21 protein-coding genes and 2 pseudogenes are annotated in these 20,239 nt (G+C 39.2%); 4 read left to right on the forward strand and 19 right to left on the reverse strand.

The window, feature by feature from the left end; genetic code table 11:
* Positions 1-261: 261 nt before the first annotated feature.
* The 4 genes from QNN06_RS17245 to QNN06_RS17260 all read right to left on the reverse strand — a co-directional run bounded on the left by QNN06_RS17245 (position 262) and on the right by QNN06_RS17260 (position 3,052).
* Positions 262-699 carry a GNAT family N-acetyltransferase gene (locus tag QNN06_RS17245; RefSeq protein WP_481819265.1) on the reverse strand — a complete coding sequence of 146 codons (438 nt, stop codon included), beginning with the start codon at positions 697-699 and terminating at the stop codon, positions 262-264.
* A gap of 234 nt (positions 700-933) precedes the next feature.
* A complete protein-coding gene (locus QNN06_RS17250) occupies positions 934-1,122 on the reverse strand; it encodes an FAD-dependent oxidoreductase (protein ID WP_284035528.1) in 189 nt (62 codons plus the stop codon).
* A gap of 128 nt (positions 1,123-1,250) precedes the next feature.
* Positions 1,251-2,369 carry a sensor histidine kinase gene (locus QNN06_RS17255; protein ID WP_284035529.1) on the reverse strand — a complete coding sequence of 373 codons (1,119 nt, stop codon included), beginning with the start codon at positions 2,367-2,369 and terminating at the stop codon, positions 1,251-1,253.
* The gene (locus QNN06_RS17260; RefSeq protein WP_284035530.1) at positions 2,366-3,052 is read right to left on the reverse strand and encodes a response regulator transcription factor; all 687 of its coding nucleotides are present in this window, start codon (positions 3,050-3,052) and stop codon (positions 2,366-2,368) included. The genes QNN06_RS17255 and QNN06_RS17260 overlap by 4 nt, the downstream gene beginning before the upstream one ends.
* A gap of 214 nt (positions 3,053-3,266) precedes the next feature.
* Between QNN06_RS17260 and QNN06_RS17265 the strand changes: the two genes are divergently transcribed.
* Positions 3,267-3,665 carry a DUF6223 family protein gene (locus QNN06_RS17265; RefSeq protein WP_284037939.1) on the forward strand — a complete coding sequence of 133 codons (399 nt, stop codon included), beginning with the start codon at positions 3,267-3,269 and terminating at the stop codon, positions 3,663-3,665.
* A 27-nt stretch (positions 3,666-3,692) separates the two neighbouring features.
* Here QNN06_RS17265 and QNN06_RS17270 read toward each other — a convergent pair whose 3' ends face one another.
* The 9 genes from QNN06_RS17270 to QNN06_RS17310 all read right to left on the reverse strand — a co-directional run bounded on the left by QNN06_RS17270 (position 3,693) and on the right by QNN06_RS17310 (position 13,296).
* Positions 3,693-4,229 carry an MFS transporter gene (locus tag QNN06_RS17270; protein ID WP_284035531.1) on the reverse strand — a complete coding sequence of 179 codons (537 nt, stop codon included), beginning with the start codon at positions 4,227-4,229 and terminating at the stop codon, positions 3,693-3,695.
* 141 nt (positions 4,230-4,370) lie between these two features.
* A complete protein-coding gene (locus tag QNN06_RS17275; protein ID WP_284035532.1) occupies positions 4,371-5,615 on the reverse strand; it encodes an acyl-CoA dehydrogenase family protein in 1,245 nt (414 codons plus the stop codon).
* 153 nt (positions 5,616-5,768) lie between these two features.
* Positions 5,769-6,545 (reverse strand): SDR family NAD(P)-dependent oxidoreductase, encoded by a 777-nt coding sequence (locus QNN06_RS17280; RefSeq protein ID WP_284035533.1) that lies wholly within the window; start codon positions 6,543-6,545, stop codon positions 5,769-5,771.
* Positions 6,546-6,561: 16 nt separating this feature from the next.
* A complete protein-coding gene (locus QNN06_RS17285; protein ID WP_284035534.1) occupies positions 6,562-7,707 on the reverse strand; it encodes a thiolase family protein in 1,146 nt (381 codons plus the stop codon).
* Positions 7,708-7,729: 22 nt separating this feature from the next.
* Positions 7,730-8,938 carry a CaiB/BaiF CoA transferase family protein gene (locus QNN06_RS17290; protein WP_284035535.1) on the reverse strand — a complete coding sequence of 403 codons (1,209 nt, stop codon included), beginning with the start codon at positions 8,936-8,938 and terminating at the stop codon, positions 7,730-7,732.
* 56 nt (positions 8,939-8,994) lie between these two features.
* Positions 8,995-10,275 (reverse strand): acetyl-CoA hydrolase/transferase family protein, encoded by a 1,281-nt coding sequence (locus QNN06_RS17295; protein ID WP_284035536.1) that lies wholly within the window; start codon positions 10,273-10,275, stop codon positions 8,995-8,997.
* Positions 10,276-10,308: 33 nt separating this feature from the next.
* Positions 10,309-11,616: a TRAP transporter large permease gene (locus QNN06_RS17300; protein ID WP_284035537.1), complete on the reverse strand. Its 1,308-nt coding sequence runs from the start codon at positions 11,614-11,616 to the stop codon at positions 10,309-10,311.
* Positions 11,603-12,124 (reverse strand): TRAP transporter small permease, encoded by a 522-nt coding sequence (locus tag QNN06_RS17305; RefSeq protein ID WP_284035538.1) that lies wholly within the window; start codon positions 12,122-12,124, stop codon positions 11,603-11,605. Before QNN06_RS17305 ends, QNN06_RS17300 begins: the two co-directional genes overlap by 14 nt.
* A gap of 77 nt (positions 12,125-12,201) precedes the next feature.
* Positions 12,202-13,296, reverse strand: coding sequence for a TRAP transporter substrate-binding protein (locus QNN06_RS17310; protein WP_284035539.1), 1,095 nt, complete (start codon positions 13,294-13,296; stop codon positions 12,202-12,204).
* A 236-nt stretch (positions 13,297-13,532) separates the two neighbouring features.
* Here QNN06_RS17310 and QNN06_RS17315 point away from each other — a divergent pair, with 236 nt between their 5' ends.
* Positions 13,533-14,456: a LysR family transcriptional regulator gene (locus tag QNN06_RS17315; protein ID WP_284035540.1), complete on the forward strand. Its 924-nt coding sequence runs from the start codon at positions 13,533-13,535 to the stop codon at positions 14,454-14,456.
* A 55-nt stretch (positions 14,457-14,511) separates the two neighbouring features.
* On the opposite strand, the gene QNN06_RS17320 is transcribed toward QNN06_RS17315, so the two are convergent.
* The 4 genes from QNN06_RS17320 to QNN06_RS17335 all read right to left on the reverse strand — a co-directional run bounded on the left by QNN06_RS17320 (position 14,512) and on the right by QNN06_RS17335 (position 17,586).
* Entirely contained in the window at positions 14,512-15,288 is a 777-nt protein-coding gene (locus QNN06_RS17320; protein ID WP_284035541.1) for an enoyl-CoA hydratase/isomerase family protein, read from the reverse strand.
* Between the two features lie 328 nt (positions 15,289-15,616).
* The gene (locus QNN06_RS31240) at positions 15,617-15,940 is read right to left on the reverse strand and encodes a VOC family protein (protein ID WP_349654943.1); all 324 of its coding nucleotides are present in this window, start codon (positions 15,938-15,940) and stop codon (positions 15,617-15,619) included.
* Positions 15,941-16,026: 86 nt separating this feature from the next.
* A complete protein-coding gene (locus tag QNN06_RS17330) occupies positions 16,027-17,193 on the reverse strand; it encodes an acyl-CoA dehydrogenase family protein (protein WP_284035542.1) in 1,167 nt (388 codons plus the stop codon).
* Between the two features lie 30 nt (positions 17,194-17,223).
* Positions 17,224-17,586, reverse strand: a complete 363-nt coding sequence (locus tag QNN06_RS17335) for a MaoC family dehydratase (RefSeq protein WP_284035543.1) — start codon at positions 17,584-17,586, stop codon at positions 17,224-17,226.
* A gap of 995 nt (positions 17,587-18,581) precedes the next feature.
* Between QNN06_RS17335 and QNN06_RS17340 the strand changes: the two genes are divergently transcribed.
* Together QNN06_RS17340 and QNN06_RS17345 are read left to right on the forward strand one after the other, a co-directional pair.
* The gene (locus QNN06_RS17340) at positions 18,582-19,079 is read left to right on the forward strand and encodes a DUF6431 domain-containing protein (protein WP_284037941.1); all 498 of its coding nucleotides are present in this window, start codon (positions 18,582-18,584) and stop codon (positions 19,077-19,079) included.
* A 40-nt stretch (positions 19,080-19,119) separates the two neighbouring features.
* Positions 19,120-19,419, forward strand: a pseudogene (locus QNN06_RS17345) (helix-turn-helix domain-containing protein); the annotation flags it as partial.
* Positions 19,420-19,638: 219 nt separating this feature from the next.
* On the opposite strand, the pseudogene QNN06_RS31420 reads toward QNN06_RS17345, so the two are convergent.
* Together QNN06_RS31420 and QNN06_RS31425 are read right to left on the reverse strand one after the other, a co-directional pair.
* Positions 19,639-19,764: pseudogene (locus QNN06_RS31420) on the reverse strand (biotin/lipoyl-containing protein); the annotation flags it as partial.
* A complete protein-coding gene (locus QNN06_RS31425; RefSeq protein WP_481819279.1) occupies positions 19,734-19,901 on the reverse strand; it encodes a hypothetical protein in 168 nt (55 codons plus the stop codon). The gene QNN06_RS31425 and the pseudogene QNN06_RS31420, both read right to left, overlap by 31 nt.
* Between the last annotated feature and the right edge of the window lie 338 nt (positions 19,902-20,239).

Here is a 20,239-nt window from a genome sequence, read left to right on the forward strand (position 1 = left end):
TACTCATTATCAGGATGAGGTATTTTACAGAAATTGTCAACAAAGAAATTTCATCAAGAAGTTATGTCATTACTCGTACCTTTCTGTGGCGATAATCATTCAATTGAATCCTTTTTTTACAGTAGATGCAGTATTTACAAGATCAAGTATCTCTTTGAAAGACAAGGTGTTGATAAAGTGAGGAGCCAATGGAATGAAACAAAATACATCTTCTACCTTACAAAAAGTGGCGATTGGGGGGGTGGGATACGTTACCAATTTTTAAAGCTTCAGCTTTAAACCTTCATGTGTTGCTTTAAAACCTAATCGTGCATAAAACCTTAACGCATCTGGTCTTTTTTTATCAGTTGTCAATTGTACTAAATGACAACCACGTGCTTCTGCACGCTGAATTGCCCATTTTATAAGTTCAGTACCTACACCCTTACCTCTTACAGAAGCTGATGTTCTCACTCCTTCGATAGTAGCTCTCCATCCACCTTGATGTGTTATATAAGGTGTAAAAGTAATTTGTTGTACCCCAATCACTTCATCACCGTCACAAGCCACTACTAACTCGTTATTAGGGTCAGATGTAATAGCCTCAAATGCTTTTATGTAACTATTAGGAAGTGGATGCTCATAACACTCACGTTTACTTCCCAAAACATCATCAGCAAGCATTGCAACAATACTGTCTAAATCTTTTTCAGTCGCCATTCTAAACCTTATTCCTGTCTTCAACAAAATCCCCCCTCTTATTAGTAAACCTTTTATTAAATTCTATGCTACCTGAATTCACTCCATAAGTTAATTGCTATTATTTTATCACATTTAATAAGTTTCACTTATTGATAGATTTTCTTATTCAACTATTTTGCCCCTGTTAGTGCAGTAAGAGCTAAGTGGATACGGTGGAATGGATACCGTCAGCTGCTATGAGCGCATCTCCTTCTATGGTATTCCCATCTCCAAACGGGCAAGTCCTTTCCAAGCGTTAGCTCCTAGACCCAGCCCTGCCCCAACCTCTTTTAATTCTTTGGTACGTTCAAGAACTTTAACCCGAAATCCTTCTTTTTGTAATGCGATTGCTGTAGTTAATCCAGCTATCCCGCCTCCTGCAATAATAAAGTCATATTTCATTTTAATATCCTCCATTTTACTTACCGATTTTCAATACCAGTTGTAGCGATGGCAGCTATAAAGGGATAAAAAAATACCCATCTCAAATAGACTTGAATAAATTTGTCTAAAAAGAGCCTTTTTTACTATCATTTACCCAAAGGCAAATAAACAGTAAATGTCGTACCTTGATCAGGCTCACTCATGACGCGGATGAACCCGCCGTGGGCTCTGACAAAATGATGAGCGATCGATAATCCGAGCCCCGTTCCGCCTGTATGCCGCGAACGAGCTTTTTCTACGCGATAAAATCGATCGAATAGGTGGTCCAGCTCTTCGGCTGGAATTCCGATGCCGGTATCTATCACTGAGACACATGTATAGACTGCATGCCGATCTAGGACATTGTCTTCAATTACAACTGAAATCTTCCCTCCATCCGGCGTATAGCGGATTGCATTTGTCAACAAATTGATGAACACCTGGGTAATCCGTCTCGCGTCGGCCATCACCGTTACCGGCCTCGTGTTCGAATAGAAGCGCAATTCCAGTCCGTTCTCCTCAGCCTCCATTTTCACATCTGCAACAACTTGTTCAAGTCTTGCCGACAGATCTAGAGGTTTGCAGTCCAATGCCAACCGGCCCGCCTCAGCCAACGACAAGACATGAAGATCTTCTACAAGCAGGCCTAAGCGGATCACTTCGTCATGGAGTCTAAGCAGCATTTCCGGAGGGACGTATTGACCTGTTTGTTGAGCATTTTCTAATTTTAGCTGCATGATAGACAGCGGAGTTCGAAGCTCATGTGCGATATCAGCTACTAACCGCCTGCGGGCATCCTCAGCTTCCCGGAGGCGAAGTGTCATGTCATTGAATGTCTGGATTACTTTACCGTATTCGTCTTTTGATTGTACAGGAACGTTCACGTCCAGATCCCCCTCTGCGACGCGTTCGATAGCGGCAACGAGCTTTCTAAGCGGAATCGTCAGCACCCCCGAAATCCATAAACTGAATAACAGTCCGGTTGCTACAAATAATACCCATTTCCCAAGCCAAAATTGCTGCATCTTACCTAAAACGTAAGTCTTCAAGATCTCGATTTGTTCCCCGGGCGGTGAGTTCAAATAAGATGCTCCCATTTCTTCCTTACGAAATTGCTCGAACAAAAAATCAATGTAAAAGTGATTGGTAAGGATATGAAAGCCGCCGAGGATAACAACGAGCACTCCCATGCAGACAAATATTTTTTGGCGTACCGTCAACGTCATGATTGTTCACCGAACCGGTAACCGAAACCGTATACCGTTTGAATATAACGAGGATTGGACGGATCATCTCCCAGCTTACGGCGAAGATTCCGGATATGGGAATCCATCGTCCTTTCATATCCCATATATTCGTCCGAGAGTGCGGTTTTTAATAATTGAAGGCGGCTGAAAACCATTCCGGGTCTCGCAGCCAATGTGTACAAAATTTTGAATTCCGTTGGTGTCAGTTGGATCTCCTGGCTGTCCTTGAATACCTGACATTTGGCCTCGGAAATGATCAGGTTGTCTCTTTCCAAGAACATCAGCCTGTCTTCAGGTCCGCGCAAGCGACGAAGCAAAGCACGAATGCGCGATGCAAGCTCGCGTAAGCTGAACGGCTTCGTCAAATAATCGTCTGCCCCGATTTCCAGACCGACGATTTTATCCGCTTCCTCCGATCGGGCCGTGACCATAATAATACCGCAATTTGAAGTATGCCTAATTTCGCGGCATACCTCGATACCGCTTTTCTCAGGGAGCATCCAATCAAGCACGATGATTTCAGGCCGTTCAGACCTGGCAATCGTGAGCGCTTCCTTGCCAGTACAGGCAGTCAATACCCGAAACCCTTCACGTTGCAGATAGGTGTACATTTCTTCAAGCATGCCCGGTTCGTCCTCCACAAGCAACAATTTCGTTTCCATTCCAATCACCTCTTTTCAATTTAGTCTGCTTCCAGTGCTGAAGTACACCACTACCGAAAATTATACCGTGATTTAACATGTTCTGGAAGAAATCCACAGAAAAAGAGGAAGATCTGCATAAGTTCTCGACATTCATTGTTTAAACTGACTGTGAAATGAGAGTAGCAATATTCAGTTTGCAAAAACACCAATTAGGAGGAATTAACAAATGAAAATGAAGCTAGTTTCATCCGTAATACTTTGTGTATTTCTACTTGCACCGACACTGGCCTATGCTGAAGTGGCAAACGGTAATGTCGGATACTCTTTTACCCCTGGGCGACTCTGGGCCACGATGGACGCGATGGTGGGGCTGATCAGCGCAATCCTCGCTGGGCTGTCACTGGCTCGGTCCAACGGTCGTTTCGGTACCGGCAGCGGGCGACGTGGGGCCATCGTGGCCATGGTGGCGGGGTTAATTGTCACAGCGTACGCTGGGGTGCACGTGACCATATTCCCAGGTGGTCCCGGCACCGGTGATGGGCGAGTCGGGGCCATCATTGCCATAGTGATGGGGTTGACCAGCATGGTCCTCGCTGGGCTAACTTTGGCCCGCTCCCGTAACACTGGCTGACCGAACCTATAATTGTATGTATAAGCTCTAAATGGAATATCCTGTATCCTCCTTCTCTTTATATTTATTCCATGACAGTAACAACAGACTGCAAAGAATTTTTGATTTAGCTGAATTCAAAACACCTGTACATCCGTAACATTTAAACCATAAACATGCTGATGCAAAAATAGCACTCAAACTGTAAAACCCAATTCCTTCTCCCTTTCGAGAGGCAGGCAGAATAGAGGCAGCTATTGTTCCCGCAGATGTCCCGATAGTTCCCATGAAAATTCCTTGAGTAAACCGAGTAAATAATAAAAAACCGATATGAATTTTTATCAAATATAAACAGGCGCTAATGAAATAGAATACTACACGTATCATTAATATTTTAGCAGGACCCGCCTTCGCAATTAAATGACCCGCAATAAGACGCCCTGCCAATGAACCGATTAAATAGATACTTGAGACCAAACCTGCAATAGTAGTAGATGCTCGATATATATCCACCGCATAACTGGCAATCGTGACAATTAATAAGTAAAACACTAGCATAGTTAGAAAATTAATTAATCCTACCAAAATAAAATTCTTTGATCATATACGATCCTCCATATTCCTACATTCGCTCCTTTAAAATCATTACCCGCCGATGTGAGAATTAAATGATGATTTAATTCTCTCCATACGACGGGCAATACGAACCAGGATATTAATTTTCTATTAATTGAAGTCAGAGTCCCCTTTTAACAGCCTTCTAGCGATTGTACGGCGTTGAATTTCTGCTGTTCCATCAGGTACACGCATGGAACGCGCCCAGCGCCACACTTTTTCAAATTTCATCTCATTCGTTAATCCCATTCCACCACAAATTTGCATGCAGCGGTCAACGACACGGAATGCCATTTCCGTCGTAAAGGCTTTGATCATGGAAATTTCCTTTAGAGGTAATTCTTTTTGATTTTCCATTTTCCAAGCACAGTGTAGCAGCATATTTCGTCCTGCGTAAATATCCATCGCACATTCGGCAAGCATCATTTGAATGGCTTGATGCTTATCAATCGTCACTCCAAAAGTTTCACGTTGTTTGGCATATTCAATCGCCTGATTTAATGCCCATTGCGCCGCACCAACACAGTTTGCGGCCATAACGACCCGGCCAATGTCTACCCCATGCAAAGCTGCGCCGAATCCATCATGCAGTTCGCCAATAATATGTGATTCAGGCACACGCGCATCTTCCAATGAGATGATCCCCACCCGGCTTCCAACAGAGCCTAGAATAGGAATGACAGAACTGTTTGTACATGTCTCCCCGTCAAATGGTACGAGAAAAGCCGTGATGCCGCCTTTTCTTTTCGATACAAGCTCAGGATCCGTGATAGCAAAAATAATCGCATATTCTGCGTATGGCGCGTTTGTAATCCATTGCTTCGTTCCATTGATGACCCAATGGTCACCCTCTTTAACAGCCCTCGTTTTAATATTCCACACGTCAGAACCAGCATCAGGCTCACTTAATCCGAAACAGAGCATTGATTCTCCACTTTTAACTTTAGGTAAAACTTCCTCTCTTAACTCAGGTGTTAACCCTAATAAAACGGGGGTTAACCCGCCAGTAAATAAACCTGGAGGGAAAATCTCTTGAACTAATAAGCTATGTCCATATTTTTTCATTAAAGCTTCATGAATTAATGCAACAGCAACTGGTCCAAATTCATCGCCCATACCGCCTAATTCAGGCATGCCAAACATGGTAAAAAAGCCGGCTTCAGCTGATTTCAGACGCACCTGTTTCAATGCCTCCTGAAATTCTTTTATGTATTCACCATTTTCATCGTATAAGTAGCGTTCATTTTGATAGGCTTTGACGAACTTTTCCTCTAAAGGAGCGACTTCCACTTTTATAAAACGCTCTAAACTGGCAATAACCTCTTTTACTTCTTCTGATACTTTGAATTCAACCATTTTTCAAACTCCTTTTGATAGATAATCTTGTCTTCAAAAGCCCAATCAAATATGACTAGGCGATTTGCACTAATAGATGTTGGTGACTAAGGCTAAAAGCGCCGCAGTACGAGGCGATGTTAGCTTAGTTCTTCTTCCTTTAGCTGAATAAAGTTAAACTCCTATGTGATAGCCACCCGAAATATTTAGAACGTGACCCGTAATATAGTTCGCATCTGATGAGGAAAGGAATAATACACCTGGTACAACATCCTCAGTCGTTCCAAATCGATTTAACACAATTTTACTTTTATATTTTTCAGCAAATTTCTCATCACCACGAATAGTATCAGTCATTCGTGTCTCGACAACGCCAAATGCAACAGCGTTCGATTGGATACGGTATCTTCCCCATTCTCTACCCGTTGACATCGTTATACCAAGTAGTCCTGCCTTAGAAGCACTATAATTTATTTGCCCAATCGTTCCTGTTAAACCTGCCACAGATGTGACATTAATGATTTTACCGTTTGTTAGTGCCTCGGGGTTTTGTTTTGCTCTTTCTTTGTAAATCGGTGCCACTGCCCGAATGCAATTAAAGACGCCCTTCAGACCAACATCAACAACTAAATCCCATTGTTCGTCCGTCATTTTGTCAATCATTGCCGGTCTGGTTACGGCTGCATTATTGATTAGTATGTTTACAGTTCCAAACTCATTAACTGCTGTATCAATTAACTGACTTGCATTTCGAGAGTCAGCTACACTGCCGACTGACGCGACTGCCTTTCCACCTGCTTCTCTAATTTCCCTTACAACAGAATAGGCAACCTCTTCATCGATGTCATTAATGACCACGCTTGCACCTTCTTGCGCCATTTTAAGTGCAATTGCACGTCCAATTCCTCTTCCAGAACCTGTAATAACAGCTACTTCGTTTTCAAAACGCATACTTTTTCCCCCTGAATTAAATTTTTTCAATAATTGTCGCTGTCGCCATTCCTCCGCCGCAGCACATAACCTGTAATCCATACCGCTTATCCGTATCTTCAAGTTCATGCAGCAAGGTCGTCATGATTCTGGCACCACTTCCACCTGTCGGATGTCCTAGTGCGATTGCTCCACCACGAGGATTCACTTTCTCTACAGGTACACCGATTTCTTTCATCCACGAAAGCGTAACTGAAGCAAACGCCTCATTGCATTCATAAATATCGATATCTTCAGCTGTTAAGCCTGCTTTTTTTAATATTTTGTTCGTTAAAGGTATCGGTCCAGTCAGCATCATTGTTGGATTAGAACCAATCACATCTCTGGCAATAATTCTCGCTCTTGGTTTTAATCCTAATGCTTCTGCTTTTTCTCTAGACATAATTAGAACAGCAGCTGCTCCGTCACTAATTTGGCTGGAATTTCCCGCCGTTATTTTTCCATTTTCAATAAAAGCTGGTTTTAATTCTTCTAAAATCTCTACCGTCGTAGTCGGACGAATTCCTTCATCTTCTTTCACGAAAATTTTTTCACCATTTTTTTCTACTTCAATCGGAAGAATTTCTCTTTCAAATGCCCCACTTTGTCTGGCCTTGTCAGCCAACTGGTGACTTCTTGCCGAGAAACGATCCAATTCTTCACGTGAAAGCTCCCATTTATCAGCAATTCTTTCTGCCGACTCTCCTTGGGATATCATTTCATATAAATCTTTTAATTCTTGAGGTTCAGGTACCCGATCCGCGCCCAATGAGTATCTTGTCATGCTTTCGACACCTGCCGCAATGACAACATCATAATCTCCCGCAACAACACCTTGAGCTGCTAGATTCACTGCTTGCTGGGAAGAACCGCATTTTCTATTGATTGTAAAGGCAGCTGTCTCTTCTGATAGACCAGCCATTAATGTTGCAATTCTGGCGATATTGTTCCCTTGCTCATGAATTTGCGTGACACATCCAACAATCACATCTTGGATCTCTTGAGGATTAACTCCAGCACGTTCAACTAAGCCTTTTAATACTGCTGACAATAAATATTCAGGTCTCGTATCTGCATAGACGCCTCTTCGCCTTCCTATTGGTAACCGGACCGCTTCAACTATGACTGCTTCTCTATTTCCCATTTTTATTCGCTCCTTATTTCAGCTAAATTATTGAGACTGTTGTTTTCCCTGCAACACCTTGCTCAGCTAAATTGATAATTTCTTCTGGTGTGTAACCAATTTCTTTTAAAATTTCGCTCGTATGTTCACCTAGCCCAGGCGGATGGCTTCTAACCGTAATATCCATATCTGAAAATTTCACAGGAAATACCGGTGCTCTTAATCCTTTAATAAATGGATGCGGAATATCTTTAATCGTTTCACGAGCAATCACTTGTTCAGAATGGATCACTTGTTCTACAGAATTAATCGGACTGCAAGGAACACCATTCGCTTCCAATGTTTCAACAATATCGGCACATTTCCACTCAGAAAAACGTTCATTTAAGATGGCCTCAAGTTCTTCCTTATAAGCGACCCGATCTTTATTTCTCTTAAACTTCTCAAATTCCAATAAATCTTCCCATCCTAAAGCCTTACACAATTTAACCCACAAACGATCATTTGCACATGCAACAACAACATATTGATCTTGTGCTCTAAATGCTTGATAAGGGTATAAAGAAGGATGACCAGCACCCATCGGCTTTGGAGATACTCCAGTCGCCTGAAATGCAGGAACTAAATAATTCATCATCATAACTTGACTATCTAGCAAACTACAATCAAGATATTGCCCAATTCCCGTCTTGTCTCTCTGCAATAAGGCTGTTACAACACTCATCGCACCTAAAGTTCCGGTTACTAAATCAACGACTGAAAATCCCGCTTTTACTGGAGGTCTGCCGATTTCTCCGGTGAGTCCCATGAGCCCTGAATAAGCTTGAATCATTAAATCATAGCCTGCCTTATCTTTAAAGGGCCCAGTACGGCCAAATCCAGAAATGGACAAATAAATAATAGATGGATTGATTTCTTTGATCGCTTCATATCCGAAACCTAGTCTTTCTGCTGTGCCTGTTCTAAAGTTTTCAATAATGACGTGGGATTCTTTTGCCAATTTTTTCACGATATTGATTCCTTCTTCAGACTTTAAATCGAGCGTGATGCTTCGCTTGTTTCGGTTATTTGCCATATAAAATGTGCTTTCCCCGTCCCATTCTGGTGGAGTGAAATGACGCGTTTCATCGCCGCTCATTTTTTCAACTTTAATGACCTCGGCACCTAGATCACTTAACATTTGACCTGCAAATGGTCCAGCTAAAGTCTGAGCCAATTCTAATACTCTTACATTTTTCAAAGGTAAAGTCATCATTTTGCCCCCTCAGTAAGTATGGATTACTATTTTCTTATTACTGTTTTAATAGATTAGAAAACATTGTTTTTCCATTTATACATCAATTCTTCACGAAAATCGGGATGGGCTATCGATATTAATTCCTGTGCTCGTTCTTTTAATGACTTTCCAAAAAGTCGAGCCACTCCATATTCCGTAACAATGAATTGAACTTCCGATTTCACCGAGGTGACCTTCTCTACCGTTGCTTTAATGCGTGATTTTGTTCCGTCTTTTGTCGTTGAAGGGAAAGCAATGATTGCTTTTCCACCTTTTGAATATTGGGCACCACGAATAAAGTCCATTTGTCCGCCGACTCCCGCAATCGTGTGGTTATTAATGGATTCTGCATTGACTTGTCCTGCCAGATCGACTTCTAGTGCTGAATTAATGGAATGAAAGTTATCAATCTGGCTAATAATTGCCCCACTATGTGTAAATTCAACTGGATGAAGTTCAAACATAGGATTGTTATCCACATATTGATTCAGCTTTTCTGTTCCAAGCAATAACGTGCACACCATCTTATTCGGTTTGACTGTTTTTTTACGATTCGTAATCACACCACTATCGATTAAATCAATCACCGGGTCAGTAATCGATCCCGAATGGACGCCCAAGTCCTTTTTATCCATTAATGAATACAGGACACTATTCGGTATATTTCCGATTCCCCATTGGATTGTGGCTCCGTCCGGAATTAAACTTGCAACATTTTCACCGATTTTTTTCTCCACACTGCTTAATTTACCTTCGGGGATCGTAAGCAGTGGCCGGGATGATGGAACGAAGCAATCAATTTGATTGACACTTATCCAAGTTTCACCATATGTAATCGGCATTTGTTCATTCATTTCAGCAATGACAAATTTGGCTTTTTCTACTAAAGAATGAATGGCCTCGACCGAAATCCCTAAATTACAATAGCCTTCCTTGTTTGGTGGAGAAACTTGAATTAGGGCAACATCAACTTCCGATTCACGTATAAATTTAGGTATTTCTGATAAATTCATAGGAACGTAGTCACAGTCACCTGTTCGCATCGCTTTTTTTAGCCCTGGCGAGGAAAGAGAGGTTCGAATTCGAAAATAGGGCAAACTTTCTTCTTGAGCATATAATAATGGACTTCCCGCCACATTCACATTCAGAGTCGTTCCTTTTAGACGTTCCCTTTGTCTAACTAATTCTTCAACTACTGTTTGTGGTTCACTGCAGTATGCAGCAAGAAAAAGATTTTGATACGGCTGAATACACTTTATCGCTTCTTGAACAGAACAAATGCGAGAGTTATAGAGCAATTCCCAGTCTTTCATAGCACTCACCTTGCTTCTTTTTGAGTAAATGATTTAATACATCTTACTTGGTAAATAGATTGCAATATCCGGAAAGAGGTAAAGAATGACAATAAGAACGAGAATCGGAACGGTAAACAAAAGTGCACCTTTAAAAATTTCCTCTAAAGACAGCTCAGGCGCAGCACCCTTCAGAACAAAACAGTTCATTCCTACTGGAGGTGTAATCATTGCCAATTCAATGAGTAATACGATAATAACCCCAAACCAGATAAGATCCATTCCCATCCCATGGATGAGAGGCAAAATAATTGGAATTGTAATAACAACCATCGCCAATGCATCCATAATGGCGCCTAAAATGATATACATAATCACGATGATGGCAAATAAAGCTGCTGGTGGTAGCGATAATCCATTAAGGGAATTAGCTAAAAATAGTGGCAACTTCGTAATCGTAAAGAAATAATTCAGCAAAAATGCCATAATGATAATCGCAAACAGAAATCCTGTTGTTTTCAAAGTACTAGACATCGCGCCAACAAACTTCTGAAATGTAAGCTTTTTTCTAATTAAGGCAATGATAAGCGTCGCAAAAGCCCCAATTCCTGCAGCCTCAGTAGGATTGAAGTAACCCATATACATTCCGCCTATTACAATGCCAAATAATACGAGAATCCAACCAGTTGTCTTTAAAGAAATAATGCGTTCTTTCCAACTAACTTTTTCTTTGATAATAGGTGCCAAATCCGACTTGATTAAGGCAGCAATATAAATGGTTATCATGAAAAGCACCATAAGAATAAGGCCTGGAACAAGACCTGCGATTAATAATTGACCAATGGACTGTTCTGTCATCATTCCATAGATAATAAAAAGGGTACTTGGTGGAATTAAGGGACCTAATGTTCCACCTGCAACAATTGTTCCTCCAACAAAAGACTTATTATACCCATAATGCAGCATTTCCTTCGATGCAATAATGCCCATTGTTGCAGTATTTGCTAAGCTTGAACCTGATGCAGCGGCAAACAATGCTGAAGATCCAACAGTTGCCATACCTAAACCGCCTCTCATTCGACTTAACCATGCCCGGAATGTTCCAAATAATTCTGTGCTAATTCCACAAACATATAATAGTTCACCCATTAAAACGAACATCGGAATCGTACTTAAGGTATAACTAAAGCTATGATCCCATACAATCGTCTCCACAGCTGTTTTCAAGGTCTCCCATTCTTTTAAATAGACAATCCCAATAAATGCTGGTATAGCCATGGCGATTGCAATAGGCAGCCTTAAGAACATTAATGCAAACATGACTAGTAATCCTAAAAGCCCAATTAATTCAACTTGCATCATTTAAATCCCTTTCTTTCTCATTCTGAATTGGTTGAGAAATTGCAAGAATAGACCTAATCAACTTTAAAAACGCTTCTAACCCCCACATGATAAAACCAAGGATGATGAGAAAATCAAAGGGATAATAAGGAATCCCTAAAAGGCTTGTACTCAATTTCATTTTGGTCATATGATTTATTGCTACTTCAATAAAAATAAAAGCGATTACAAACGTAACAATAACGTTAAATAGACACGCGATTACATCCATAATTTTTTGCCCTTTATAAGGGAATTTGTCAACGATCAGACCGATAGAGATGTGACCATCCACTTGCTGGGTGTAAGCTAATCCACACATAATTAGAACAACCATGCCTAATTGAACGATCTCGACATCACCTAATATGGGAGTAAAAGTCATTCTACTAACTACAGCAAAAGCTATAAAAAGCATCATGAATGCCATTGTAATTAAAGCAATCCACTTTGTAATCCGAGTTAAATTAGTGATAATTTTCGATAACAACTTGACACCTCTATTCTATTTATAATTTGAAGCTTCTAACTTCAACCTAAAACTAAAGTTAGAAGCTTCGGTAACGATTAAAATGGTTTTGGTAATCCTTCTGCTGCCATTATTTTAATAAGTTCATCAACCATCTCTTGGCCTGGATAGCCTTTTTTATTTGCCTCTTCAATCCATTCATCCCATGATACTTTTCCAGCTTCTTTAAAACGCTGAACTTCTTTATCAGACAATGTAATAATTTTCCCGCGATCCTTCAGTTTTTCTTCTAATGTTTTGTAAGCATTTTCAACTTCTGTTTCATAGCTCTTAATTAGCAGCTCGGAAAGTTTCGGATTTAACTCCTTATCAAATATTTTTTGCAAATCGTCAGGAAGGGACTCATAGAAACTTTTATTCATAATCGGAATAACTGGCATGACAGAGCTATGAACTTTCGTAATATAAGGTGCCGGCTCGTAAAATTTCAAACCAACTGAGCCAATTGGTGTATAAAAGGTTGAATCAATCTGTTTCTTTTGCAATCCTTCATACGCTCCATCGGTAGATATCGTGACAGGAACAGCACCGATCGCTTTTTCTAGCGTGGTTTCACTGTTACTGCTCGAACGCATCTTCGTTTTCTTTAAATCATCGATTGATTTAATCGGTTTAGAAGAAAACAAATCATATGGATCTGTTGTTAGCGGGTTCATCACGATAAACTCTTTAGACAAGGATTCATTGGCATATTTTTCTCCGAATTTTTTCAATACTTTTGAAGCTTCTTCAGCATCATTGAAAGCAAATGGCAGATTTCCAATCGTATACGGGAAAAGATCCGTGTCTGGGAAGTAGGATGTCACCGCTACTCCAACTTCATATAAGCCGCCCTTTACGTCTTGGTAAACAGAAGTAGATTTTCCTAGTGCAGAGCCATGATAAATATTTACTTTTACTCTACCATTTGTTTTTTCTTCAACCAGTTTTTTCCATGGTTCATATACATTGTAAGCGTAATGATGAGTAGATGGGGCCCAATTGTTTACGTTTAATTCATAAACTTTATCAGAACTGCCCTTCTTACTTGATACGTTTTTACTGTTGCTTGCTTCCTCTTTTCCACAACCAACAATTAATCCAATTAATAATAAAATAATGAACAACAAATAGCTTTTTTTGATAGCAGACATTTTTCTCCCCCTTAATTTGATTTAAACTCGGCGTATGTAACCGCATTCAATTCTTTTAATTCATTAATATCTGCTCTGACGATAAAGAATAGATCTTAATCCCCCCTTTTTTACTACCGAAAAATTATTTAAAATATAAAACTTTGTTTAATTATATCACTGGTAATATTTTTGAAAATTCGATAAAATCTATATATATATTAATATTTTCTATATAGGGGGTCTGCACATACATAATGGAACTAAGACATTTAGAAGTATTCAATGCCATAGCACAATCTAATAGCTTTTCTGACGCAGCTAAGAAGCTCTTTATCTCTCAACCTACTGTCAGTGCCCACATGAAAACATTAGAAAACCGACTCGGATTGCAGCTTTTTTCAAAAAAAAATAACCTATCACAAGCTGGAGAAATTTTATATCAATATTCATCTAAAATACTAGCTTCTGTAGAGGAAGCAAAGAATGTTATGGAAAACTATAAAAAAGGCTTATCCGGCTCCTTTTCTCTAGTAACATCGCATACGATTTGTAATTGGGTATTGCCGGATCTTCTGTTAGAATTCAAAAAAAAATATCCTTCCATTGATATCATTCTACATACAGAATTTTCACCAGAATCAATTGAATTAGTACTTAATCACAAAGTACAGTTTGGAATTATTCGAACTCCTAATCAGAACTTTTCACATCCTCAATTAAATTCACAAATAATTGGAGTAGATCATTCCAGTGTTCTAATATCAGCTGAACACAGATTAGCCAAATTAGAAAAAGTAACTTGGAACCAACTAATAAATGAACCTTTCATTATATATGGCAATAATACAAGCTACTGGAAACAAATCGAGGGGGTTTTCACTAAGTTCGGTGTTCGCCCTAAAGTTAGTATGCAGTTAAACGATATTAATGCAGTGATATTAATGGTTAGACTAGGAATGGGGATAACGATTTTACCTGAAATATCTGTCGCTGAAGAATTAAGAAAGGGAATTCTTAAACCATTATCTATAGAAGGTTTTCCATCAATTAAGAGATATTCAAACTTAATTTATCATAAGGATTTAGCAGATGTTGGATATATTAGTCACTTTATCGAATTTATGAATTCAATATCATTTCTCGATTATAAAGGAAATAATAGAGAAAAAAATCGCTAATCATCCCGATCGAAGAATAAATTCTTCTTCGATCGGGATGATTCTTTTAAATCTTTTAAACTTCTAATTTTCGTTTATTCGCCTGAAGAAATTCTTTGATTCTGTTACCTGGTATATCTGTTGCAAATGACATCGCTAATGCATTTTTGCTGTCCTGAATCGCGATATCCAGAAAACTGTTCTGCCATGTTTCCATCAACCTCTTCTGTATGGCTTTCGTTTCCTTTGGATTGCTAATCAACTTCAAGGCGTATTCTCTTGCAACATCCTTAAGTTCTTCTGGTGCTACGGTTTTATTAATCATAGAACCGTTCTCATTGATACGCTGTACTGAAACCGGTTCAGCCATTAACAGCATTTCCTTAGCAAGCCCCAATCCGACATATTGTTGAAGCAATACAGCATCTACCACTGATGGGATACCCAATTTCACTTCTGGCATTCCAAAAACGGCATTCGTGGAGGCCAATCTAATATCGGCTGCAAGGGTCATTTCGAGTGCTGCACCCATACAGTACCCATTGATTGCTGCAATAACCGGAACTGGTAATTTCCGAATCAACTCACAGACACGTCCTACCTCTGAAATCATCTCGTGTGCCCCATGTGGATCCAAACCGATAAACTCGTTTACGTTCATTCCGGTTGCAAAGGACTTGTTGCCACTTCCTGTAATAATAATCGCCCCAACCTCATCACCTTTCCACAACGATTCCAAATGGGCGATGAGTCCCCGCAGCATTCCTCGATCAAGAGAGTTCAACTTAGCCGGATTATTTAAATAAATCCATCCAATCTGTCCTTCACGTTCAAAAAGCAAATGATTATCCATTTTTTAACTCCTTTCATTATTGGGGAGATAGACAGTTCCGGACAATGCATTTTTCACGATGACTATTTAATCAACCCAACCATTTTTTGTTGTTATAGTGATACTATGTAAATCATATCAAAGTGTGGTAGCCTCTAAATTTTGAAAATTCTATACACTCATAGATAAAACAAATGAAGGGGAAGTGTTCGTTGCTGTTATCGGGACCAGACCAATCGATGTCTTAATATTTTCTGAATGAAAAAGCCGAAAAATATGCAAGAAATGAATAAATACTTGCATATTTTTCGGCCTATTGATAATTGAGATATTTTTAAATTACAATGTTTCACATTGGAAGATTTATTTGCCACGAAACGCCGAAACGGTCATTTACCCAGCCAAACTTTTTACTGAAACCATAATTGTTAACTATCCGACAATCAGCTGCTTGACAATCGCCATGTTCTTTCCCAGATACAACTGAATCAACTGCAGTTAAAAATGCAGAAGAACTAGCTATTAAAGAATCCGTTAAATCAGTAGCTCTTATCTCACGCTTAAGGTCTAGTGCATGAGCGATAATTGCAGACGAAGACTTTTCCTTATAAGGAGCAGTTGTAGTCGCAAAATACAGGGCATCAATCTGCTTTTTATCAATTCCCGTTGATATGGCCTTAACTTAGTCCCAATTAATTCTTTTACATCACTCAACATTCAAATTCCTCCTTTTAATCCAGACTTCTACCAAGTCTCATGTTAGTAGGATTTCGGCATTCCTAGAACGTGTTCACTGAGATAGTTTAAAACCATTTGTTGGGATACTGGAGCAATTTTCAACAATCTTGCTTCACGCCAGTATCTTTCTATATGGAACTCTTTGGCATATCCAAAACCACCAAGAGTTTGTAAGGCTCTGTCGCAAGCTTCAAAAACCGCTTCTGCTGCCAAATATTTGGCCATATTGGCATCTGGTCCAGTTGGCAACCCATTGTCATATTTATTTGCTGCTCGTTGCCAAAGTAGTTCTGCTGCCTCTAATTTGGCATGACTTTCTGCAAGAGGATGTTGAATAGACTGGTTTTTACTAATTGGTCTGTTAAAGACGACTCTTTCATTTGCGTAATTGATTGCTTTTTTCAATGCGACTCTACCCAAGCCACAAAATTCAGCAGACAATAAAATTCGTTCAGGATTCAGACCATCAAGTAAATGGTAAAATCCTTTTCCAACTTCCCCCACAACATCACTTTCATCTACTGGTAAATCTTCAATGAATAACTCATTCGAATCAACCGCATTTCTTCCTAACTTATCTATTTCACGAAGTGTACAGTATTTCTCATCAAGATCAGCAAGAAATAACGTCATTCCGTCCGTTTTCTTTTTACAGTCAGATAATGGAGTAGTTCTTGCAAGTAATAAAACCTTACTTGCCTCTTTCCCTTTTGAATTCCATACCTTTTGTCCGTTAATAATATAACGGTCTCCATCTTTACGGGCAAAAGTGGTGATACTAGTTGTATCGGTACCTGCATCGGGTTCTGTTACTCCAAATGATACGTGTAGTTCACCTCTTGCAGCTGAAGGAAGGTACTTCTGTTTCATTTCTTCGGAACCATGTTTGACAACAGGATTTAATCCGAACATGGAAAGATGTAAAGTCGTACCCCCATTCATTCCAGCCCCAGATTCAGCTACAGCGTGTAAGATAATGGCGGCTTCTGTGATCCCTAATCCTGCACCACCGTATTTTTCTGGAATTGCAACCCCTAACCATCCAGCTTCAGCAAAGGCATTATAAAACTCCCAAGGGAATCTATGTGCTTTATCACATTCAAGCCAGTAATTATCATCAAATTTGGAGCAGAGTCTGCTCACTTCCTTTTTTAACAGTAGCTGATCTTCATTCCATTCAAAATTCATATCCATCTTCCTTTCGATTGTTTTCATAGATTAAGTGATAGTAATTGAGTTAAATCTTTTTTTCATTAGTGCAGCACGTTGACATTTCATGACGATTTCTCCATTTTGATTTTTAGCACGATGTTCAAAAAATAAAAGCCCCTCATTTGGACTTGACTTTGATTCACGTTTGTTAATGACTTCTGTTTCAACGTAAATGGTGTCACCGGCAAAAACAGGTTTAGGAAATTCTACTTTATCAAAGCCGAGATTTCCTACAGTTGTTCCAAGAGTTGTATAATTCACAGTAAGACCGATTGCGAGTCCTAGTGTAAACAAGCTATTCATTAGCGGCTTACCAAATTCAGCTTTAGCTGAATATTCTATATCAAGATGCAGTGGTTGATGGTTCATTGTAAGCGTTGAAAATAGTACATTGTCGTATCATAGACAGTTCGTCCTGTTTCATGTTGGTATACTTGTCCAATTTCAAAATCTTCATAATAGTCCTGACAATGGGTTTCCTCCTCTATATTCTAATAATTTTTACTACAGAATTTAATGTGTTTTTTAGCCCTTAAAAAAATTAATAAAAAGATTGCATAAAATTAAAAATAGGACTCAATAATTATTTGAGTAGAAAGATATTAATTTATTCTGTTTCCCACCTAAAATTTTAAATTCCTAAACGTGAAACCTAAATTATATATATAATTCTAAATGTTCAGATTTATTATGTCTAATACATATATTTGATATATTAATAGTTTATCTCTATAAATGTTCAAATGAGTTATTTCGCAATTGGGGTATTTTCATACAGGTTTCAGGGTGTTCCATGAAGCCGGATAGGAGGGAATTTTTTTTCTACCTCTCTACTACATCAAACCGTACTAGAGGTGTTCCTTGCGGTTCACTGGTGACGTAGTCACGGAAGTGGCATATTCCAATAATCCAAGCAGAGGGTTCGTTACATGTCTCGTTCGAAGCTAAAATGGATTCACAATTAGCTAAAACCTATAAATAGTTGAAGGAATTATATAATTTAAACATTCTATTAATCTTGTTACAAAAGTTTATGACAATTCTTCAGGTACTAGTTAAGTTTCCTATTAGAAAGTAAAAGAACATGACTGAATAAATTTGTGAAACTCGAAGGTTCAGTCATGCCTATTGTTCTTGCCATCCCAATATGACCTAAAGTTGACGGTGTTGCCTGTCCAGATTTAGACGGTTATAATGTCCATGTATGCATAATTCGAAAGATTTCGACATTTATAATTCTGGAGAAAGGAAATGACGCCTCCCTTAATGTATATCTGCGCCAACAGATATACAGGAGACGTCCCCTAAAAAAACCCATATGATTATTGTATCAGATTATATATTAATTGAAAACAAAGGAGTTTTTGGTTAGAGGTGCGGGGAGGATTCCTTCGCCCTGTTATGGGAAAAGCATAAGCATAATTGGTACAAGAGAAAGTTCTAGAGAGACAAAAGTGTATAATATCCTGCGATTAGGGTGTGATCAATGGGGCCGGATTCATCATGAATTACCAGATTTCTTAGTTCCATATAAGAGATATAAGGCAGAGTGTATAGAGTCGGTTCTTACGAACCCTTCTACACATGGTGTTCCAGCTGATCAATCTACTTTATTTCGTTGGTTTGATTGGTTTAATTATTTCGTAGATTACTGGGCTAATTGCCTCTTATCCATTGTGCTTCGAACTAAACAGGATAAGATCCCTTTGAATTTGACGTCCGCAAATTCAGAGACTTCAATTCATAGAATTGGACGACTGGTAGGGAATGCCCCCAGATGGCTGGAGAGAATTGTCCGTCCGATTGTGAATTTTAATTTATGGCTACAGACCCGTTCTGCATTCTTGTCCGAAGATAGCTGATTTACCCTCATGATAATCACATATGTAGAGGAGTGTTATCATGAGAGATCAAAAAAAGGCAGAAGAAATCGCAGTACAAAGGTTCCAGCTCTTCTCCCCTCTGTTGGCGGATGGGCTAGATGCTGGAAAAGCAAAGGAATTGAAAAACCATATTTGTAAGACCATCGGTCTTTCTGAAAGAACCATAATGCGTTACCTTGAGCAATATCATAACGAAAGTTTTGAAGGGATAAAACCAAAAGGTATCTCGGGTAAAATGAAAAAAGAGGCCATTCCCTCGCATTTGTTGGACCAGGCGATTCTCCTTCGAAAAGAAGCTCCTACTAGAAGTTTTGCACAAAGTCTTCCCAAGTTGCCTGATTTTCAGGTTCTTTAATGCTACTAGTTCTGGCCAAATTCTCATACGAATCCGTATCAACATTGATTACATGCTCTACTGTATTTTTATTAATAACTCCTTGCAGCTTGCTAATCAACTTATCTTCAGTAAAGATTGCCTTAGGAGAAGCGTTACCTACGATATATTCAATTTCTTTTTCTACGAGACGTATATTCCCTCTTATTCTGGCTTAACAATAAATAACGGCTCCCCATAATCCACCACTCGGCCTTCTTCTACGAGAACCTCAACGATCGTGCCATTTACATCCGAGGTTATCTCTTGGAATAGGTTGAGTGCTTCCACCCATGAGGATATTCAGCCACTTTAGGGAGAGGCTTTTTCATTGAGATCCTTACTCCCCCATTCGTTAATGTGAATTCCTGAGTGGAGGATCGATCGATCAATTTAATCATTTCTCTTAGTTCAAGCATTTTTAACATCGATTTACACTCCTTTAGCGTTTGGTTTAAATAGCTTTCCAACAATTGAATAGAAACTCTCTTTCTCTCAATCAATTTAATTTTCTTTCCGATAAATGCAGTTTTTTTCACTCAAACCGACTAGTTGGTCTCAAAACTTTATAAAAGACCACCCCATATTCCGGGATTTCCTTTTTGTAATGCATACCGACGGACTAGTTGGTCTGTCGAGGTTAAAAAATAATCACGTGCCAATGGAATAATGGATCAGTGAACAAATAGGCCTGTAATCGTTATGTTGGGACCGACTAGTTGGTTTTTATTTTCAAATATTCTAAATAAAATGTCAATACCTTTCT

This window comes from Neobacillus sp. 114 (genome assembly GCF_030127045.1).
GTDB classification, from domain to species: domain Bacteria; phylum Bacillota; class Bacilli; order Bacillales; family Cytobacillaceae; genus Neobacillus; species Neobacillus rhizophilus.